At 59.5% G+C, this 16,292-nt stretch carries 13 protein-coding genes; 5 read left to right on the top strand and 8 right to left on the bottom strand.

Annotation, left to right across the window (positions count from 1 at the left end; genetic code table 11):
- Positions 1 to 15 precede the first annotated feature (15 nt).
- The 8 genes from BMZ40_RS00265 to BMZ40_RS00230 form a co-directional block, all read right to left on the bottom strand.
- Positions 16 to 1,404 carry a Fic family protein gene (locus BMZ40_RS00265; protein WP_092372155.1) on the bottom strand — a complete coding sequence of 463 codons (1,389 nt, stop codon included), beginning with the start codon at positions 1,402 to 1,404 and terminating at the stop codon, positions 16 to 18.
- Between the two features lie 107 nt (positions 1,405 to 1,511).
- Complete coding sequence (locus BMZ40_RS00260) at positions 1,512 to 2,285, bottom strand: sugar phosphate isomerase/epimerase family protein (RefSeq protein ID WP_092372154.1); 774 nt, start codon at positions 2,283 to 2,285, stop codon at positions 1,512 to 1,514.
- Positions 2,282 to 3,511: a L,D-transpeptidase family protein gene (locus tag BMZ40_RS00255; RefSeq protein WP_092372153.1), complete on the bottom strand. Its 1,230-nt coding sequence runs from the start codon at positions 3,509 to 3,511 to the stop codon at positions 2,282 to 2,284. Before BMZ40_RS00255 ends, BMZ40_RS00260 begins: the two co-directional genes overlap by 4 nt.
- A 28-nt stretch (positions 3,512 to 3,539) precedes the next feature.
- A complete protein-coding gene (pyrE, locus tag BMZ40_RS00250; protein WP_092189825.1) occupies positions 3,540 to 4,103 on the bottom strand; it encodes an orotate phosphoribosyltransferase in 564 nt (187 codons plus the stop codon).
- On the bottom strand, positions 4,096 to 5,406 hold the full coding sequence (purB, locus tag BMZ40_RS00245; RefSeq protein ID WP_092372152.1) for an adenylosuccinate lyase: 1,311 nt from the start codon (positions 5,404 to 5,406) through the stop codon (positions 4,096 to 4,098). Before purB ends, pyrE begins: the two co-directional genes overlap by 8 nt.
- Before the next feature lie 83 nt (positions 5,407 to 5,489).
- On the bottom strand, positions 5,490 to 5,741 hold the full coding sequence (locus BMZ40_RS00240; protein WP_092189821.1) for an FmdB family zinc ribbon protein: 252 nt from the start codon (positions 5,739 to 5,741) through the stop codon (positions 5,490 to 5,492).
- 240 nt (positions 5,742 to 5,981) lie between these two features.
- Positions 5,982 to 7,091 carry a DUF362 domain-containing protein gene (locus BMZ40_RS00235; RefSeq protein WP_092372151.1) on the bottom strand — a complete coding sequence of 370 codons (1,110 nt, stop codon included), beginning with the start codon at positions 7,089 to 7,091 and terminating at the stop codon, positions 5,982 to 5,984.
- A gap of 3 nt (positions 7,092 to 7,094) precedes the next feature.
- Positions 7,095 to 8,267, bottom strand: coding sequence for a homocysteine biosynthesis protein (locus BMZ40_RS00230; protein ID WP_092372150.1), 1,173 nt, complete (start codon positions 8,265 to 8,267; stop codon positions 7,095 to 7,097).
- A gap of 112 nt (positions 8,268 to 8,379) precedes the next feature.
- Here BMZ40_RS00230 and BMZ40_RS00225 point away from each other — a divergent pair, with 112 nt between their 5' ends.
- From BMZ40_RS00225 to gyrA, 5 genes are all read left to right on the top strand, one after another.
- Positions 8,380 to 9,660: a helix-turn-helix domain-containing protein gene (locus BMZ40_RS00225; RefSeq protein WP_092372149.1), complete on the top strand. Its 1,281-nt coding sequence runs from the start codon at positions 8,380 to 8,382 to the stop codon at positions 9,658 to 9,660.
- A gap of 19 nt (positions 9,661 to 9,679) precedes the next feature.
- Complete coding sequence (dnaN, locus tag BMZ40_RS00220; RefSeq protein WP_092372148.1) at positions 9,680 to 10,834, top strand: DNA polymerase III subunit beta; 1,155 nt, start codon at positions 9,680 to 9,682, stop codon at positions 10,832 to 10,834.
- A 62-nt stretch (positions 10,835 to 10,896) separates the two neighbouring features.
- Positions 10,897 to 11,085: a hypothetical protein gene (locus BMZ40_RS00215; protein WP_092189811.1), complete on the top strand. Its 189-nt coding sequence runs from the start codon at positions 10,897 to 10,899 to the stop codon at positions 11,083 to 11,085.
- Entirely contained in the window at positions 11,082 to 13,490 is a 2,409-nt protein-coding gene (gyrB, locus tag BMZ40_RS00210; RefSeq protein ID WP_092372147.1) for a DNA topoisomerase (ATP-hydrolyzing) subunit B, read from the top strand. Before BMZ40_RS00215 ends, gyrB begins: the two co-directional genes overlap by 4 nt.
- A 38-nt stretch (positions 13,491 to 13,528) precedes the next feature.
- Complete coding sequence (gene gyrA, locus BMZ40_RS00205; RefSeq protein ID WP_092372146.1) at positions 13,529 to 16,078, top strand: DNA gyrase subunit A; 2,550 nt, start codon at positions 13,529 to 13,531, stop codon at positions 16,076 to 16,078.
- The last annotated feature ends 214 nt before the right edge of the window (positions 16,079 to 16,292 follow it).

The raw sequence follows: 16,292 nt of genomic DNA, 5'->3' as shown, positions 1-16,292 counted from the left end.
GGGACATTTCTTGGATCACAAGAGCTTTCTCGCTTCCCGCCACGCTTCGAACTCGGAAAGCCGGAGCCGATACCTGGCCAGCGTTCCCTGGTGCAGGCGCTTTAATTCGTCCTGAACCATCTCGACAAAGGCATCGCGGTCCTGGGCCTCGATATGTTCATCCGCGAATCGCTCCATGGTCTCCAGCACATCCTCTCGTCTGCTGCGCACGATATCGACGACGATCTCCCGCAACTGCTGCCTGTAGCGCAGGCGCAGCGGATCCGGGTCGGCCAGACTCTTGCGCACCGCCACGTACTCCTTCGCCGAGCGTTCGTATGCCCAGACAAAAAGATCCCGCAGCAATTCGATGCGGTTCATTTCATATACCCCGAGGATCGCATCGACATATGTCCGATCCGGAACGTCGATGAATGTCAGCGGCGAAAGGTTGTTCTTGATAAGCGGAATATTGGCCGCAAGGCGTGAGACGCGCTTGTTCACATCCTCGAACGGCTGCAGATACGGAAGCTGGACCAGCACGAAAAATGCTTGCTCGAAAGGGTCCGCAATGGCCGCTGCCTTATCAAGAATGCCATGAAAACATTCTTCGATGATCTGTGGCATGGCCAGGGGAATGAAGACTGATCCGCTGATCTGCACCGGCCGGAACCGCAGGCGTCCGGATGCATCCGGATCAGGCATCAGGTTCTCCGAAAGCAGGCCATGCAGGCTGAGCAGGGTATGTGCGTCAAAACCCACGGATTCGGCGTCATCGAGCAGCAGTTCGATGGCCGCCTTGTGGTTGAGGATCATCTGGGCGTCCTGGGCGCCCTTGCCTTGCGCATGCCGACCGAACTCGATCAGTTTCTGCGTATCGAGCCGGGAATAGGTGTTGCCTTCCAGGCGGCTCGAAGACCAGGACAAGTCAATCAGAAGCCGGTTCAAAATGGCCCGGCCATGGGTGCCTGCCGGGCGGCCGAACGCGTCCGTCTCGCCAATGTTCCGCAAATGCCTCCTGGTTGTCTCGCTCAGATACCAGGTCTGGTTTGGAACGTAATCGTCAAGAAAGTTTCGATCATAACCAATCGGGGTCCGGCCTGTGCGTGGCCGCCTGACGTAGGCACAAATCTCTCTGCCCTGCTCCGACAGGGGAATGCCGTCCGTGGCGTCAAACGGCGCCGATGGCTCCGCCAGCAGCGCAGGAGGCGACGTGATCGGGGTGGTCAACTGATAGACGGTGGCTCTTGCGCGACCGGAAACGGCCACGATTCCGGTCGCAGCGAGTTCGGCCAGCCAGCGCTGCACCGTGCGTGGATGGGGCGGATTTCGCAAAAACGCGCAGATGGCGGTGCTGGTCAGCCCGTCAGGATATTGGAGCAAAAGCTGCCGGATCTCTTCATGTCTGTGGGTGGAAATATGCATGCGTGAACCTTGACGTGACAAATGATGACGAATCACGACATGGATATGTCATGATATGTCGCGATTTACAAGGCGCGTGTCGTGATTCGTGTCGCGAATTTTGCGGCTCAGAGCATCGGGGCGTGGGCGCGCAGGTAGTCCTGGGTGGCCAGGAAAGCGGCCTCGGTGTGCGGTTCGAAGGTGGCCGAGGCCTTCCGTCCGGCCAGGCCACACCAGAGCTTGTCCCAGGGTATCGTCCCCTGGCCCAGGCCAAGGTGGGCGTCGGACTCGCCATCATTATCGTGCAGGTGCAGGTGCAGGCGAAAGGGAGCCAGGGCCGCAAGCCATTCCGCAAGATTTTGGCGTTTGCGTCCTTTAGCGAAACAGTGCCAGTGCCCCACGTCCAGGCAGGCTCCGGCCTTGCCGGAAAGTCCCCGCAGCACGCGCACATGTTGATCCGGGCTCAGTTCGAAAACGTTTTCAAGATAGAGCGGCGTATCTGCTGTCTGGTCCAGCACCATCTCCCAGGTGCGCAGGGAGTTTTCAAGCCACGCTTCCTCGAAATGGGAATAGATGACGCTGTTGTAGTCCAGATGGGCGATGAAATGGACCGGGTCGTAGATCCGGGCGGTGTCAACGGCTTGCAGCAGGCGCTCCCTGCTCGCCCTGCGGATCATATGGTCGAGGCTTCCCGGACGCAGATCGAAAAAGGGCAGGTGCACGGCGCAGGTCAGTCCGGCATCATGAAAAATGCGGGCGGTCTTTTTGTGCCAATCGGGCGAAAACGTATCGAGGGCCAGGGCGTCGAGGCCAAGTTCGGGGCTTAGCCCATGGGTCAAAAAGAGGTCCAGATATCGCGGGTGCTCTTCAATGTAGCGCAGGGGCAGGTTGGTGAAGGTCATGGCTGCCTCGCCGTCCCGTCGCTTGCAATGAGCCAGGAGTCAAAAGCCCCGGGCAGAAAGAGGATGTTCCGGGAATGCCCATCCGTCATGAGTTTGGCCTCGATGCCGTTTTTGGTGACGCGCACCACGGGTTCGGCGCTGTAGGGATTTTTCTTTTTGGCCGCCATGTCGCGCTCAAGCGATGCGGCGATGGCTTTGCGGCCCTGGGTGCCGTTTCGACTGCCGGTCCGGTCGTAGGTCCTCACCAGGGTTTTGAGATCGCCCTTGTCCCAGGCCTCTGCGCATTCGCGCAGCCGTTCGCGAATCTCCTTGCCGACCAGCCCGGCGTAGTCCTCGCTTCCGCCCATGTTCCGCGGTATCCACTCCTCGCCAACGATCTTCCAGAGCTCCACCTGACGCATCCAGTACAACCTGCGCCAGCCCTGTTCCCCCTGAGGAAAGGTGCGCTGGGCAAAGACCGAGACCATGTAGTCCGGTCCCTGCAGGACCTGTAGATTTTCCATTCGGATGTCGACCCACTTCGCGCCGGCGAATTCCTGCAGGGTTTTCTGCCGAAAACGGGCAAAGCTCATGTTTGATGATTTTTCAAAACGCACGGGATCGTAGATCTCGAAAAAAGCATTCTCGCGTCGCTCACGGGCTTTGATCCAGCCCCAGGTGCCAAGGACAATCTCCGGGGGCGGACCAGCCTTGCCCGTCAGGCTCACCGACTCCGCGATGACGACAGGCGTGGCGTGGATGCGCACATGCCGGTCCAGGGTGTCCACGTCGTCGTTTTCAAGAACCACGCACCCAAGAGTCTGGCGCGGCCCGAAGCTGCGGCCCCGGCCGTGGATCATGATCCCGTTCCCGGTCTTGCCGTGGATGCGGTCCACGGGGTTTGGATAATTCAGAGGAAAGGCCGTGTTGCCGAAGCTGTCGAAATCAAGGCCCCCTGTGGCCTTGCCCTCCAGAAAATAGACGCCTTCAGGGGTTTTGCGGTCGCCCTCCAGGAGCTTGCCGCCGCCGCGCATACCTGTCGTGCAGGGCATATCCCTCATTTTTTTGAGTTCGCCGTTTTTGTTGCCGACCAGAAAGGCGCGTTGCCGACCCATGTCCACGGCCATGAATGCCGCAGGGGTGCTTGGATGTGCGGAAAAGGATGAAGTCCAGCTCTGGGAGCTGGACGGAGCGGCGAAGAGGACGGACAGGAACGCCGCGAGCAGGATGAAGGTGCGGGAACCCATTTTTTGGGGAGGGGAGGCCGAAGCCTCCCTAGCTTTTCGCGGTTTCGAGCAGTTCTTTGCGGGTGAAGATGGTCTGCAGGTCGAATCCGGCTTTTTCCAGATTCTCCCGGCCACCCTGTTCGCGGTCGAGCACGCCCATGATGCCGACGATGTTGAGGCCCTGGTCGCGCACCCGTTCCACCGCCGTGAGCAGCGTGCCGCCGGTGGTGATGACGTCTTCGAGCAGGCACACGTTGTGGCCCGGCTCGAAGTTCTTGAGGCCTTCGAGGTACTGGTTGGTGCCGTGACCCTTGGACTGCTTGCGGATGATGAATCCGGGCAGGGGGTAACCCTCCAGATGGGAGACCACGGTCACGCTCGACACCAGCGGGTCGGCGCCCAGGGTCATTCCGCCCACGCCCTTGACCCCGCCCTTGGCGCGGATCATGTCCAAAAAGAGCTTGCCGATGAGCCATGCCCCTTCGGGATGCAGGGCCGTGTGCTTGCAGTCGAAATAATAGTCGCTCTTCTTGCCCGAGGTCAGGGTGAAGTCGCCCTCGAGATAGGACTTCTCGATGAGCAGCCTGGCCAGGCGTCTCTTCAGATCAATCATTTTTCTTCTCCCGGGAGAAAACGCGGTTGAACACGGTCTGTTCGTGCCGCAGATAGTAGTTCAGATCAAAGGCCTGGTCCAGCCGGGCGGCGTCGAGATGGGCGGTGATGTTGGCGTTGTCACGCACGGCAGCCTCGAACGAGGTCCGATCCCGCCAGCAGTCCATGGCCACGGCCTGGACCATGACATACGCCTCCTGACGCGGGAGACCCGCTTCCACCAGGGCGATGAGCACGCGCTGGGAGAAGAAGAGCCCGTAGGAACCCATCAGGTTGCGCTCCATGTTTTCGGGGATGATGCGCAGGTTCGCGAGCAGCCCGTTCAAACGGTTCAGCATGTAGTTCACCATGATGGTCGAGTCGGGCATGATGACGCGCTCCACCGATGAATGGCTGATATCGCGTTCGTGCCACAGGGCCATGTTCTCCAAGGCGGCCACGGCGTTGGTGCGCACCAGGCGGGAAAGGCCGGTCAGGTTCTCGGCGGAGATGGGATTCTTTTTGTGCGGCATGGCCGACGAGCCCTTCTGTCCCTTGCCGAAGCCTTCTTCGACCTCCAGCACCTCGGTGCGCTGCAGGTGCCGAAGCTCCACACAGATGCGTTCGATGCCGCCGGCGATGAGTGCCAGGGTGGTGAAATACTGGGCGTAGCGGTCGCGCTGGATGACCTGGGTGGAGATGGGATCGACCTCAAGACCGAGGATGGTCAGGGCGCGCTCCTCAAGCTCGGGTTCGAGCTGGGCGTAGGTGCCCACGGCGCCGGAGATCTTGCCGAAGCGGATGTTCTCCAGGGCGTCCACCCAGCGCTGTCTGTGGCGCTGGAATTCCGCATGAAAGACAGCCATCTTGAGGCCGAAGCTGGTCGGCTCGGCATGGATGCCGTGGGTGCGGCCCATGCAAAGCCTGCCCTGGTGGGTCCTTGCCATCGTCTCAAGGGTGCCGAGCAGCCTGTCCAGATCGGCCAGGATGATCCGGCCTGCCCTGGTCAGAAGCACGGCGTTGGCCGTGTCCACGATATCCGAGGACGTGCAGCCGAGGTGAATGTATCTGGCGGAAGGGCCGACCTTTTCTTCCACGGCGGTCAGGAAGGCGATGACGTCGTGCTTGGTGGTCTCTTCGAGTTCGAGGATCCGGTCCAATTCGAAATCGGCCTTTTCCCTGATGGTGGCCATGTCCGTGGCCGGAATGACATTCATGGCGTGCCAGCCTTCGCAGATGGCCAGTTCCACTTCGAGCCAGACCCGGAACTTTTGTTCAAGGGTCCAAATGTCGCCCATTTCCTTGCGGGTATAACGATCAATCATGGTGGTGGGGGTGGGTTGATGTTTGGAGTCGCTTGGAGATCATCCGCGACTGAAAATGAAAAAGGCAGCCGGAGCTGCCTTGGTCAGGACGCCGAAGAGGTTGTGTCCGGGGCCGGAGTGGACGAGGTGTCCTTTTTCTTACCGTTGCCGCCGGATTCCTTGCTGTAGCCGGAAGCGTACCAGCCGCCTCCTTTCAACACGAAGGAGGTGTTGGAGATAAGCCTCTGGGACGTGCCCCCGCAGACCGGACAGACTTTTTCCCTGTCCTTGAAATCCTTCTGCCACTCTTCGAAGATCTGACGACAGTCTTCACAGCAGTATTCGTAAATGGGCATGGTTACCTCCCTAAAAATAGGGCCTATTTCTTGGCAGCGGCCTTGGCTTCCTTGATGCGTTCCTTGATGCGCTCGGCACGACGTTTGCGACGACGATCAATCTCTTTTTTGCGTTCGATTTTCTTCTGAGCCATTATGTATTCCTCCAATGGGATAAAATTTTAAGCTGATTCAAAGAAAGGGCACATATAATAGCGTTACGCCCTTTGTCCAGTCTCAATGTGTGTCAAAAAGTCTGTCTCATACGGGCTGAAGCGCATATTCCCGGGAGCCGATCCCGAGGCTTGCCGCGTACTCCAGAAGATGGACGCCCCGCACGTGTCCGTGGATGGCCTCGAATTTGTCCTGTCCGGGTACGATGCCTTCCGGAAGGGCGCTCGGAAACAAGGGCTGGGCCTGGTTGACCAGGTCCAGGCAGGCCTGGTCGAGGGCCACCGGATCCCAGGAGGCCAGCAGTCCCAGATCGGGACAGATGGGCGCATCGGAGAAGCCCGTGCAATCGCATCCGGGGCTGACCTGCTGGATGAAGCTCATGTGGAAGGTCCGCCTTGGCCTGGTCAAAAGCGCGGCCGCCGCATACTCGGCCATGCGCTCAAGAAATGTGTTCACATCCACCCGCCAGTCCACTTCCAGGCCTCCGGCGCGGCAGACCAGGAAGCAGGCCGCGCAGCCCGCGCACTTGTCGCGGTCGATGGTGACCTTGCCGCTTGGGTCAAGGGTCAGGGCGCCGTGGCTGCACACCTCCACGCAGTTTCCGCAGCCGGTGCAATGCTCGGGATGGATGGTCGGGCCAAGGCCGCAGTGCTGCTGCATCTTGCCCTTGCGCGTGGCGCAGCCCATGCCCACGTTCTTGATGGCGCCGCCGAATCCGGCCAGATCGTGGCCCTTGAAGTGACTGATCGTGACCATCATGTCCGCGTCGACTATGTCCCCGCCCAGATAGGCAAACTCGAAATGCCTGCCGGGACAGGGAACGGCCCGTTCATTGCCGCTTTTGAGTCCGTCGGCGATGATGACCGGCGCACCCAGAACATTGGGGTCGTAACCGTGGGCGGCGGCCTGCAGCCCGTGGGAAACGGATTCGCCGCGCTGGCCCACGTAGAGCGTGTTGGTGTCGGTCAGAAACGGCCTGGCCCCGCATTTGCGGACAAAGGCCAGAATGGGCGCGAGTTGCAAGGGGCGCACATGGCCAGTGCCTCCGCCCTCCCCGAAATGAAGCTTGATCGCGGCCAGATCGCCGGAGCGAAGTTCCGCACCCAGGCCGGCCAGCTTCAGCAGGCGCTTGACCTTTGCTTCATACGGAGCCTTGCGCGAGGCGCGCAGGTTCCAGAAATAAACGGGTTCGGCCATGACTCACCTTGCGGGAATGGGTTCCTGGGCTTCAGTCAAGAGGAATCGACCTTCCTGGATCCAGCGCTTGAGCTCCTCGGCGACTTCCAGGGAGAGAGTGTGGCTGGTCAGGGGCGTGGTGGGCACATCCTTGCCTTCCACGCGGATGACTCCCTTCTTCAGGTCGGCAAAGCTGGCGTGTCCGTACTTGGACGGATATCCGTTTGGATAGTCCTCTCCGTAATCGACGATGGGCACGAGGATGTCCTCGTCGGCCACGCCGGTGAACCAGGCCATCTCTTCGTTCAGGATGGGAATGGGGATGCCCAGGCCCACAGCCAGGGAGCTGCCGTAGCCGACGATGCTCACCCCGCGCAGATAGCGGGCGTTCATGCCTTTGAGGTCGCCCTTGACCATGAGGGTCCCCGAGGCGCTCATGGGCACGCCGCGCTCGTTGCGTTGCGGGTCTGGAACGTGCTGGGTGCCTTCGCCGATGACGTAGCCCACGCCTCCGCCAAGGAAGATACGGGTACCCAGGCCGATGGTTCTAAAATACGGATCGTTCAGTAATGGGCTCAGCTCGCCGGCCGTGGCATAGTTGGCGTTGCCGATGCTTGATTTGAGCGGGCCCATGTATGTGTATTTCAGCTTGTCCGTGCGGTTTATGGCGCAGTTGTAATTCTGGTAGCAGTTGCGCGGATTGAAGAGGATGGCGTTGCGCAGCTCTGCCAGGGAGACGTTCTTCTCGATGGCCTTGCGCGGGTAGCAGTCCGTGCCGTAGGCTTCGGCCTTCAGGTGCACGCGCTTGCCCTTGACCAGATCCTCGATGACATGGCCGCCGCCGTATTTGAACTGGCCGGGATAGACCTTGTTCAAGGGGTCCTCTTCCGTCGGTTCGGTGGCACCAAGATAGGAGTCCACCGCTGCAAGACCGGCGTAGCAGGGCACGCCGTTGAGCCAGACCTTGGAGGTTTTGATGGTCGGAGGCTGCTGGCCGATATTGAAGATCAGGCCGGAGGAGCACATGGGCGAGAAAGTGCCGGTGGTGACGACATCGACTTGCCTGGCGGCCTTGACCTTGCCTTCCTTGCGAACTAAACTGGTCATTTCGCTTGCGTTGAGGACGACCGCTTTGCCTTGTCGGATTTTTTCATTGATTTCGGCGATGGTTCTGTGGACTTCAAATGGTGCGCTCATGCATGTCCTCCAAAATATATTATCGGGCCGCAGGCGGTCCGCAAGGGATGACTATGTCTGATTTGTACGCCGGAGTAAACCAGCCGAGGGCCGTGGCCCATGCGGGGAGCAAGTGAGCAGCGCGCGGGTCGATGCGGCGCTGGAGCTGGCCTTTGCCCCGGAAGAGCTGGACAAATGGCGTTCATCCCTGGGGTTGAGCGTGGATGGTTCGGTGCTCACGGTGCGCTTTCCGCACAGATTTTTTGCCGACTGGTTTGAAAATCACACGCGGGCCCGTTTCGAACAGGCCCTGGCCGGTTCCGATCTGACCATCTCCTATGAATGCCGGGACGGAAGCCGCTCCCGCATCGTGCGCGAGTCCCGGCCGGCGGGGCAGGCCTTGCCCTTTGGGTCCGAGTTCATTTTCGACAACTTCCTGGTCAACAACAAGAACTACTTTCCGTTGGCTTCGGCCCAGGAAGTTGCTCAGAGCCGGGAAGCTCCGTACAACCCGTTCGTGCTTTGCGGAGAAAGCGGGTCGGGCAAATCCTTTCTGCTGCGGGCCATCGCCAACGCCAGGAGCGAGCATGGCGGGGACGGGACCTATGTGGGTGGCATCGAGGATCTGCACGAGCTGTACTCGTCCCGGTCCGACGCGCGGAAATTTCTGACGTCCATGCAGCTTCTGGCGGTGGACGACCTGCAGGAGATTGCCCGCTACAGGTACCTGCAGGGCGAGCTTTTGGCGCTCTTCGACCACTTTCATCTGCAGCGCAAGCAGATGGTTTTTGCCTGTTCGGGCAAGGTCGGCGGGTTCGCGTTTCTGGCGCCCAAGCTCAAGTCGCGCCTTGAGTGGGGCCTTAGCGTCATGCTCAAGGCTCCGGATCTGGACATTCGCACCCAATACGCCCAGTCTCGTTGCCGGGAGCGCCGTCTGGATCTTTCGAGGGACAGAATTCTGCTCCTCGCCCAGCGGTTTTCCGATTTGCGCAATCTGGAAGGATGTCTCCTGAAGCTTTGGGCCTACCGGGAATTGGTCCATGACCACATTTCCGATGAAGAGTTTGACAATATTCTCAATTATCTGGACGATCGCGCGGTAACGGGCCTCAGTGTCGAACAGATTCTGGACGAGGTTTGCGCCAGGCTCAACCTGAAGCCCGAAGACATCCTGTCCTCCGGCCGCAGGCACGACCTCGTTTTTGCCCGGCAGGTGGCCATGTACCTGTGCCGCAAGCATCTGGGGCTGTCGTTTCCGGAGCTTGGCCGTGCCTTTGGCGGAAGGGACCACTCGACGGTTTTGTACAGCTGCCGAAAAGTCGAACAATTGCAAAGAGATGATAAAAGCATAAAAAACATGTTACATGAGTTGAGCGATAAATGCCTGGCCATGAACGAAACAACCCTTGCCTAGTCAGGAGAAGGAGTCGGCGATGTTTTTGAAAGTGCGTAAGGAAGAGGTCATTGACGGACTGCTCAAGGCCGCGAACATCATTCCGTCAAAAACCGGCGCGGCCTATCTGCGCACGGTCTGGCTCAAGGCCGAAGGCGACACCATTTCCATCCTGGCCACGGATTCGAGCATCGAGTTCGTGGGCGTCTATCCGGCCGTGATCAGCGATGGCGGACTGGTCGGCGTGCAGGGCAAGAAATTCTGCGAACTGATGCGCCGCCTCCCCCCGGGCGAGATCACCCTCAAGCTCGACCCGAGCGCCAAGCACCTGCACATCGAACAGGGCCGCCGCAAGTACAAGCTTCCCGCCAACGAATCCTCCTGGTTCCAGGACTTCAATCCGTTCCCGGCGGAGAACGCCGTGCTCTGGTCCGGAGATCTCTTCAAGGAGATCATCGATCGCATTGCCTTCTGCATTGCCGACGACGAAGACCTGACCAGCATGAACTGCATCAAGTTCGCGCCCGTTGAGAACGACGATGTGGAGATCTGCGGCCTGAACGGCCATCAGTTCGGCCTGCTCCGTTTCTCCAACCCCGATATCCGCGCAGTTCTCGGGCAGGACGGGTTTCTGGTTTCCAAGAAGTACCTGCTCGAAATCCGCAAGTGGCTGACCAACGACGAGATCGAGATCAGCCTCTCGGACAAGCGCCTCTTCCTGCGCACCGAGAACCGCAAGGAATCATTCAGCCTTCCGCTCAAGGCCTACGTTTTTGCCGACTATCGCAACTTCATCAACCAATACAAGGATCGCTTCGCCTCCAACCTGGTGGTGGACCGACACGAGCTGACCGACGCCCTGGATCGCATCTTCGTCTTCAACACCGAAGCCAACAAGGCCACGTTCTTCGATTTCGGCCCAGAAGAGCTGTCCCTCTACTGCCAGGGTCAGGACATCGGCGAGGGCACGGAGCTGATCAGCTGCCAGTACCAGGGCGAACTGTCCAAGATCGCCCTGCCGACCAAGGTCATCCTTGAAATCCTGGGGCACTTCGTGTCCGACTCCCTGACCTTTTCTTTCGTGGGCCCCTCCGAACCCTGCCGCATAACCGGCAAGGACGACCCCAACTACATGATCATCACCATGCCCGTGGAGATCACCGAAGACACCTATTACAGCAAGGAAGAAATCTAGGCTTTCCTGATGGCATTCACAGTACTTTTCGAACTGGGTGATGACGTTAAAGGAGAGTTTAAATGAACACCGCGCGTGAAAAGAAAGGTGGCTGGAATAAAGGCTTTAAGTTTAAACTGAATTTTTGCGGCATCCCTTTTGGTCTCCCCTTTGATGCCGGAATTGAATTTGAAAAATGGGATGTAAATCAATCAGAAGAGAGCGCAAGTAATTGTAAGCGCTTAGAGAAACGGGATATTGTAAATATATGACAAAAACATCTACCTACACCGCAGACAACATTACCGTACTTGAAGGTTTGTCCGCTGTGCGCATGCGTCCGGCCATGTACATCGGCTCGACCAACACCAACGGCCTGCATCACCTGGTCTACGAAGTCATTGACAACTCCATCGACGAGGCCATGGCCGGCTATTGCGACCATATCAAGGTCGTCGTGCACATGGACAACTCGGTCAGCATTGTGGACAACGGCCGCGGCATTCCCGTGGACATGCATCCCAAGGAAAAAAAGCCCGCTCTCGAAGTGGTCATGACCGTCCTGCATGCCGGCGGCAAGTTCGACAACGACACCTACAAGGTTTCGGGCGGCTTGCATGGCGTGGGCGTGTCCGTGGTCAACGCCCTGTCCGAGTACCTTGAGGTCACGGTCAGTCGCGGCGGCTTTCGCCACTACCAGCGTTACTGCCGAGGCGTGCCCCAGGCCCCGCTGGCGGTGATCGGCGAGACCGACAAGAGCGGGACCCTGGTCCGTTTCAGACCCGACGAGGAGATCTTCGAGGAACTCGACTTCCAGTACGACGTGCTGGCCAAGCGCTTCGAGGAACTGGCCTATCTCAATCCCGGCATCAAGATCGAATTTTTCGACGAGAAGACCCAGAACCGGGACGTGTTCAAGTACGAAGGCGGCATCATCTCCTTCGTCAAGAACAAGAACCAGGACAACGGGATTCACAAGGTCGTCGGCGGGACCGGCGAGATGGAAGGGGTGAGCATCGATTTCGCCCTGCAATACACCGCCGGTTACAAGGAAAACGTTTTTACCTTCGCCAACAACATCCGCACCAAGGAAGGCGGCACGCACCTGCAGGGCTTCAAGACGGCCCTGACCCGTGCCATCAACACCTACATCCAGAACAGCGATGTGCCCAAGAAGCTCAAGCAGAAGGTGTCTGGCGATGACGTGCGCGAGGGCCTGACCGCCATCATCAGCGTCAAGATCCCCAACCCGCAGTTCGAGGGCCAGACCAAGACCAAGCTCGGCAACTCCGAGGTGGCCGGATATGTGGCGACCATGGTCTACGAGGCGCTGAATCAGTTCTTCGGAGAAAATCCCAAGGACGTGCGGCTGATCATCGAGAAAGTCATCGACGCCGCGCGGGCCCGCGACGCGGCAAGGCGGGCCAAGGATCTGGTGCGACGCAAGGGCGCCCTGTCCGACAACGCCCTACCCGGCAAACTGGCCGACTGCCAGAGCAAGGATCCCGCCGAGTGCGAAGTCTTCATTGTCGAGGGTGATTCGGCCGGCGGCTCCGCCAAGCAGGGCCGCAATCCCAAGTTCCAGGCCATCCTGCCCCTGCGCGGCAAGATTCTGAACGTGGAGAAGACCCGCTTCGACAAGATGCTCCAGAACAAGGAGATAAAAGCCCTCATCACGGCCATGGGCGCCGGCATCGGCGAGGACGACGTGGATCTTGCGCGGCTTCGCTACCACAAGATCGTGATCATGACCGACGCCGACGTGGACGGGGCGCATATCCGCACCCTGATCCTGACCTTCTTCTTCCGCCACTACGAGGAGCTCATCAAGCAGGGCTATCTCTACATCGCCCAGCCGCCGCTCTACCGGGTGCACAAGGGTTCTTTCGAGCGCTATATCAAGGATGAGGAAGAGATGAGCCAGTTCCTGATCCAGCGCGTGACCGAGGAGGTCGCCCTGGTTGTCCCGGACCGGGAACCCGTCACGGGCGAGGAGCTCAAAGGCCTCCTGAACACCATTCTGGCCCTGCGCGAACTGGCCGTCGATGTCGCCAACATGGGCATCCCGGACGGATTGTTCATGCAGGTGGTCAATGCGCCCTGTGTGATCGAGCCCGATGAGCTGCGCGCAAACGGGCCGGACGAGGCCTTGACGGCCCACATGGCCGAGGGCGGCTTTTCCCTTGAGCTCATCAGCGAACAGGACGAGCCCCAGAACGGCGAGGCTCTGGACAGCGAGGCGCGTCATTACCTGCGCTTCATCGATGCCAACAACCATGTCATCCGCCTTGGCGTGGAATTCTTCTATTCCAAGCGCTATCGTCGGGCCGTGGAGCTTTTGGGCAGGATCAGGGAAGTCGGTTCCGGACAGGTCTGGACCATCCGGCACAAGGATACGGAGCTGGAGGCGACGGGTCCCTTCGATCTGCTGCGCCAAGTCCTGGATCTGGCCCAGAAGGGGATCAACGTGCAGCGTTACAAGGGTCTGGGCGAAATGAATCCGGAGCAGCTCTGGAGCACGACCATGGATCCCGAGGCGCGCACCTTCCTGCAGGTGACCATTGACGATGCGGTCGAAGCCGACGAGCTGTTCACCAAGCTCATGGGCGACAAGGTCGAACCCCGGCGTGAATTCATCGAGCGTAATGCCCTTCTGGTTTCGGACCTTGACATTTAGCTCGGGTTCAACAGCTTTTACAAGAAATTGAGGTGGATGTGTCCAACATCAGTATCGAAAAAGAACTTCAGAAATCATATCTGGAATATTCGCTGAGCGTCATCATCGGCCGGGCCATCCCGGACGTGCGCGATGGCCTCAAACCCGTGCACCGGCGTATCCTTTTCGCCATGCACGAGCTCGGCAACACGTACAACCGGGCCTACAAGAAGTCCGCTCGCGTGGTCGGTGACGTCATCGGTAAGTTTCACCCCCATGGCGACTCGGCCGTGTACGACGCCTTGGTGCGCATGGCCCAGGAATTCAACATGCGCGACCCCCTGGTCGACGGCCAGGGCAACTTCGGTTCCATCGACGGCGACTCCGCAGCGGCCATGCGTTACACGGAAGTCCGCATGTCCCGTCTGGCCAGTTCGTTTCTGGCCGACATCGAAAAGGACACGGTGGAGTTTCGTCCCAACTACGACAACTCCTTGCAAGAGCCCTCGGTGCTGCCGACCAAGGTCCCGAACCTGCTGGTCAACGGCTCATCGGGCATCGCCGTGGGCATGGCCACTAACATTCCACCCCACAATCTGGGCGAGGTGGTGGATGGAACCCTGCGCCTGCTCGACGATCCCAAGATGTCCGTCGACGAGCTGATGCAGTACATCAAGGCCCCGGATTTTCCCACGGGCGCGCTCATCTACGGCAAGGCCGGCATCCGCGAGGCCTACCGCACGGGTCGCGGCTCGGTGCGCATCCGCTCGCGCATCGAGATCGAAAAGCGAAAAGGGGACCTCGAATCCATCGTCGTAAAAGAGATTCCCTACGCCCTGAACAAATCCACCCTGGTGGAAAAGATCGCCATGCTGGTCAACGAGCGCAAGATCGAGGGCATCTCGGACCTGCGCGATGAATCGGACATGAAGGGCATTCGCATCGTCATGGATTTGAAGAAGGGCGTTTTCTCCGATGTGATCATCAATCAGCTTTTCAAGTTCACATCCCTTGAGACCAGCTTCGGCATCAACATGATGGCCGTGGTCAATAATCGTCCCCAGCTTTTGAACCTGAAGCAGGTGCTCGAGTATTTTCTCGACTATCGCCGCGAGGTGGTCATCCGCCGCTCCCGGTTCGATCTCAGGAAGGCTCAGCATCGGGCGCACATCCTTGAGGGTCTGCGCATCGCCCTTGATTTCATCGATGAGGTGGTCGCGCTCATCCGCGCCTCCAAGACCCCACAGGAGGCCAAGGAGCGCCTGCGCGAGCGTTTCGGCCTGTCCGATATCCAGGCCCAGGCCATTCTCGACATGCGCCTGCAGCGACTGACCAACCTGGAGCGCGAAAAGCTCCTGGAGGAATACGCCGAGCTCCTGAAGCAGATCGAGTATCTGACCAGCATCATCGAGAATCCCGAAGTCCTGAAGTCCGTCATCCGTCAGGAACTCGAAGACCTGCGCGAGACCTTCGTCACGCCCCGCAAGTCCGAGCTTTTGGCCCATGATCCCGACTCCATCGACATCGAGGACATCATTCCCGACGAGCCGGTGGTTATCACCCTGTCCCGCAACGGGTATCTGAAGCGCACCAGCCTGGACAACTATCGCCAGCAGCGCCGAGGCGGAACGGGCATCACCGGGGTGCAGGTCGCGGAGGAGGATTTCATCACCTTCATCCTCACGACCTCGAACCACCAGTACATGAATCTGTTCAGCAACAAGGGCAAGATGTACCAGGTCAAGGTGCACCAGATTCCCGAGGGCGGCCGCACGGCCCGGGGCAAGCACGTGGCCAATCTGCTCCCGCTGGACAGCAACGAATACATCGCTGCGGCCATGACCTGTCGTGATCTGGATCAGGAGAAATTCTACTTCTTCTACACCAAGCTCGGCGTGGTCAAACGCAGCTCCATTCACCTCTACCGCAACATCCGCGCCGTGGGCCTCATTGCCCTTGGCATGCGGGACGACGATGAGCTCATCGGCGTGCGCGAGGTGGAGACCGACGACGAGATGGTGCTGGTCACGATGGATGGCTATTCCATCCGTTTCGCCTGCTCCGATGTGCGTGCCATGGGCCGTACCGCCACGGGCGTGAAGGGTCTGGCCCTGCGCAAGGGCGATCAGGTCGTGGCCGGCGTGGTGGTCAACAAGGACACCCAGCAGGAGCTTTTGACCATCGCGGAGAACGGCTACGGCAAACGCACGCAGGTCGAGCACTTCCGGGCCCAGTCGCGCGGCGGCAAGGGCATCATCAACATGCGCATCACCCCCAAGACCGGCAAGGTCGTCGGTGCCATGATGGTCTATCCCACGGATGAGCTCATCCTCCTGACCTCCGGCAGCAAGATCATCCGCATCGGCATCGCCGACATCAGTCTGGTCGGCCGGGCCACCCAGGGCGTGCGTCTGGTGCGCCTTGAAGACGAGCAGACCGTGGTCTGCTTCGATCATGTGCCGACCGATGCCCCGGAAGTGAGCGGCTTGCCTCGCGCCACGGTGCCTGCCGAAAAGGCGGCTCCGGAAGATCCCGAAGTCCTGGACGATGATACGGATCTGCCCGATGACGACGAGGCCGTGGACGAATCCGAGGACTTGCAGGAATAGACCGCTTGGTTTTTGAATGAAGATATGGGCGCGCTCCGCTGGGGGCGCGCCTTTTTTTGAGCGCCCGTGTTTGCCGTCGCACTGGACGTCAAGAGGCGGGTCGTGTAAGGGCCCATGGCATGAAACGTGTACGAAAGAACGTGCGTAACGCAAGCAACAGGGACGGGCGAAAAGCCGGGTCCCTTTTTTTTGGTGTGCGATGCAATCACAACCC

Source organism: Desulfomicrobium apsheronum (assembly GCF_900114115.1).
Taxonomy (GTDB): Bacteria; Desulfobacterota; Desulfovibrionia; order Desulfovibrionales; family Desulfomicrobiaceae; genus Desulfomicrobium; species Desulfomicrobium apsheronum.
Note: the sequence above shows the minus strand (reverse complement) of the source record. Positions and strands in the feature narration are given on the sequence as shown.

What these genes read in the sequence shown, in the direction of transcription:
- BMZ40_RS00230 (WP_092372150.1), bottom strand. Translation starts at nt 8,267, where the DNA reads ATGAGCGCACCATTTGAAGTCCACAGAACCATCGCCGAAATCAATGAA.
- purB (WP_092372152.1), bottom strand. Translation starts at nt 5,406, where the DNA reads ATGATTGATCGTTATACCCGCAAGGAAATGGGCGACATTTGGACCCTT.
- BMZ40_RS00265 (WP_092372155.1), bottom strand. Translation starts at nt 1,404, where the DNA reads ATGCATATTTCCACCCACAGACATGAAGAGATCCGGCAGCTTTTGCTC.
- BMZ40_RS00235 (WP_092372151.1), bottom strand. Translation starts at nt 7,091, where the DNA reads ATGGCCGAACCCGTTTATTTCTGGAACCTGCGCGCCTCGCGCAAGGCT.
- BMZ40_RS00255 (WP_092372153.1), bottom strand. Translation starts at nt 3,511, where the DNA reads ATGGGTTCCCGCACCTTCATCCTGCTCGCGGCGTTCCTGTCCGTCCTC.
- gyrB (WP_092372147.1), top strand. Translation starts at nt 11,082, where the DNA reads ATGACAAAAACATCTACCTACACCGCAGACAACATTACCGTACTTGAA.
- BMZ40_RS00260 (WP_092372154.1), bottom strand. Translation starts at nt 2,285, where the DNA reads ATGACCTTCACCAACCTGCCCCTGCGCTACATTGAAGAGCACCCGCGA.
- dnaN (WP_092372148.1), top strand. Translation starts at nt 9,680, where the DNA reads ATGTTTTTGAAAGTGCGTAAGGAAGAGGTCATTGACGGACTGCTCAAG.
- pyrE (WP_092189825.1), bottom strand. Translation starts at nt 4,103, where the DNA reads ATGATTGATCTGAAGAGACGCCTGGCCAGGCTGCTCATCGAGAAGTCC.
- BMZ40_RS00240 (WP_092189821.1), bottom strand. Translation starts at nt 5,741, where the DNA reads ATGCCCATTTACGAATACTGCTGTGAAGACTGTCGTCAGATCTTCGAA.
- BMZ40_RS00215 (WP_092189811.1), top strand. Translation starts at nt 10,897, where the DNA reads ATGAACACCGCGCGTGAAAAGAAAGGTGGCTGGAATAAAGGCTTTAAG.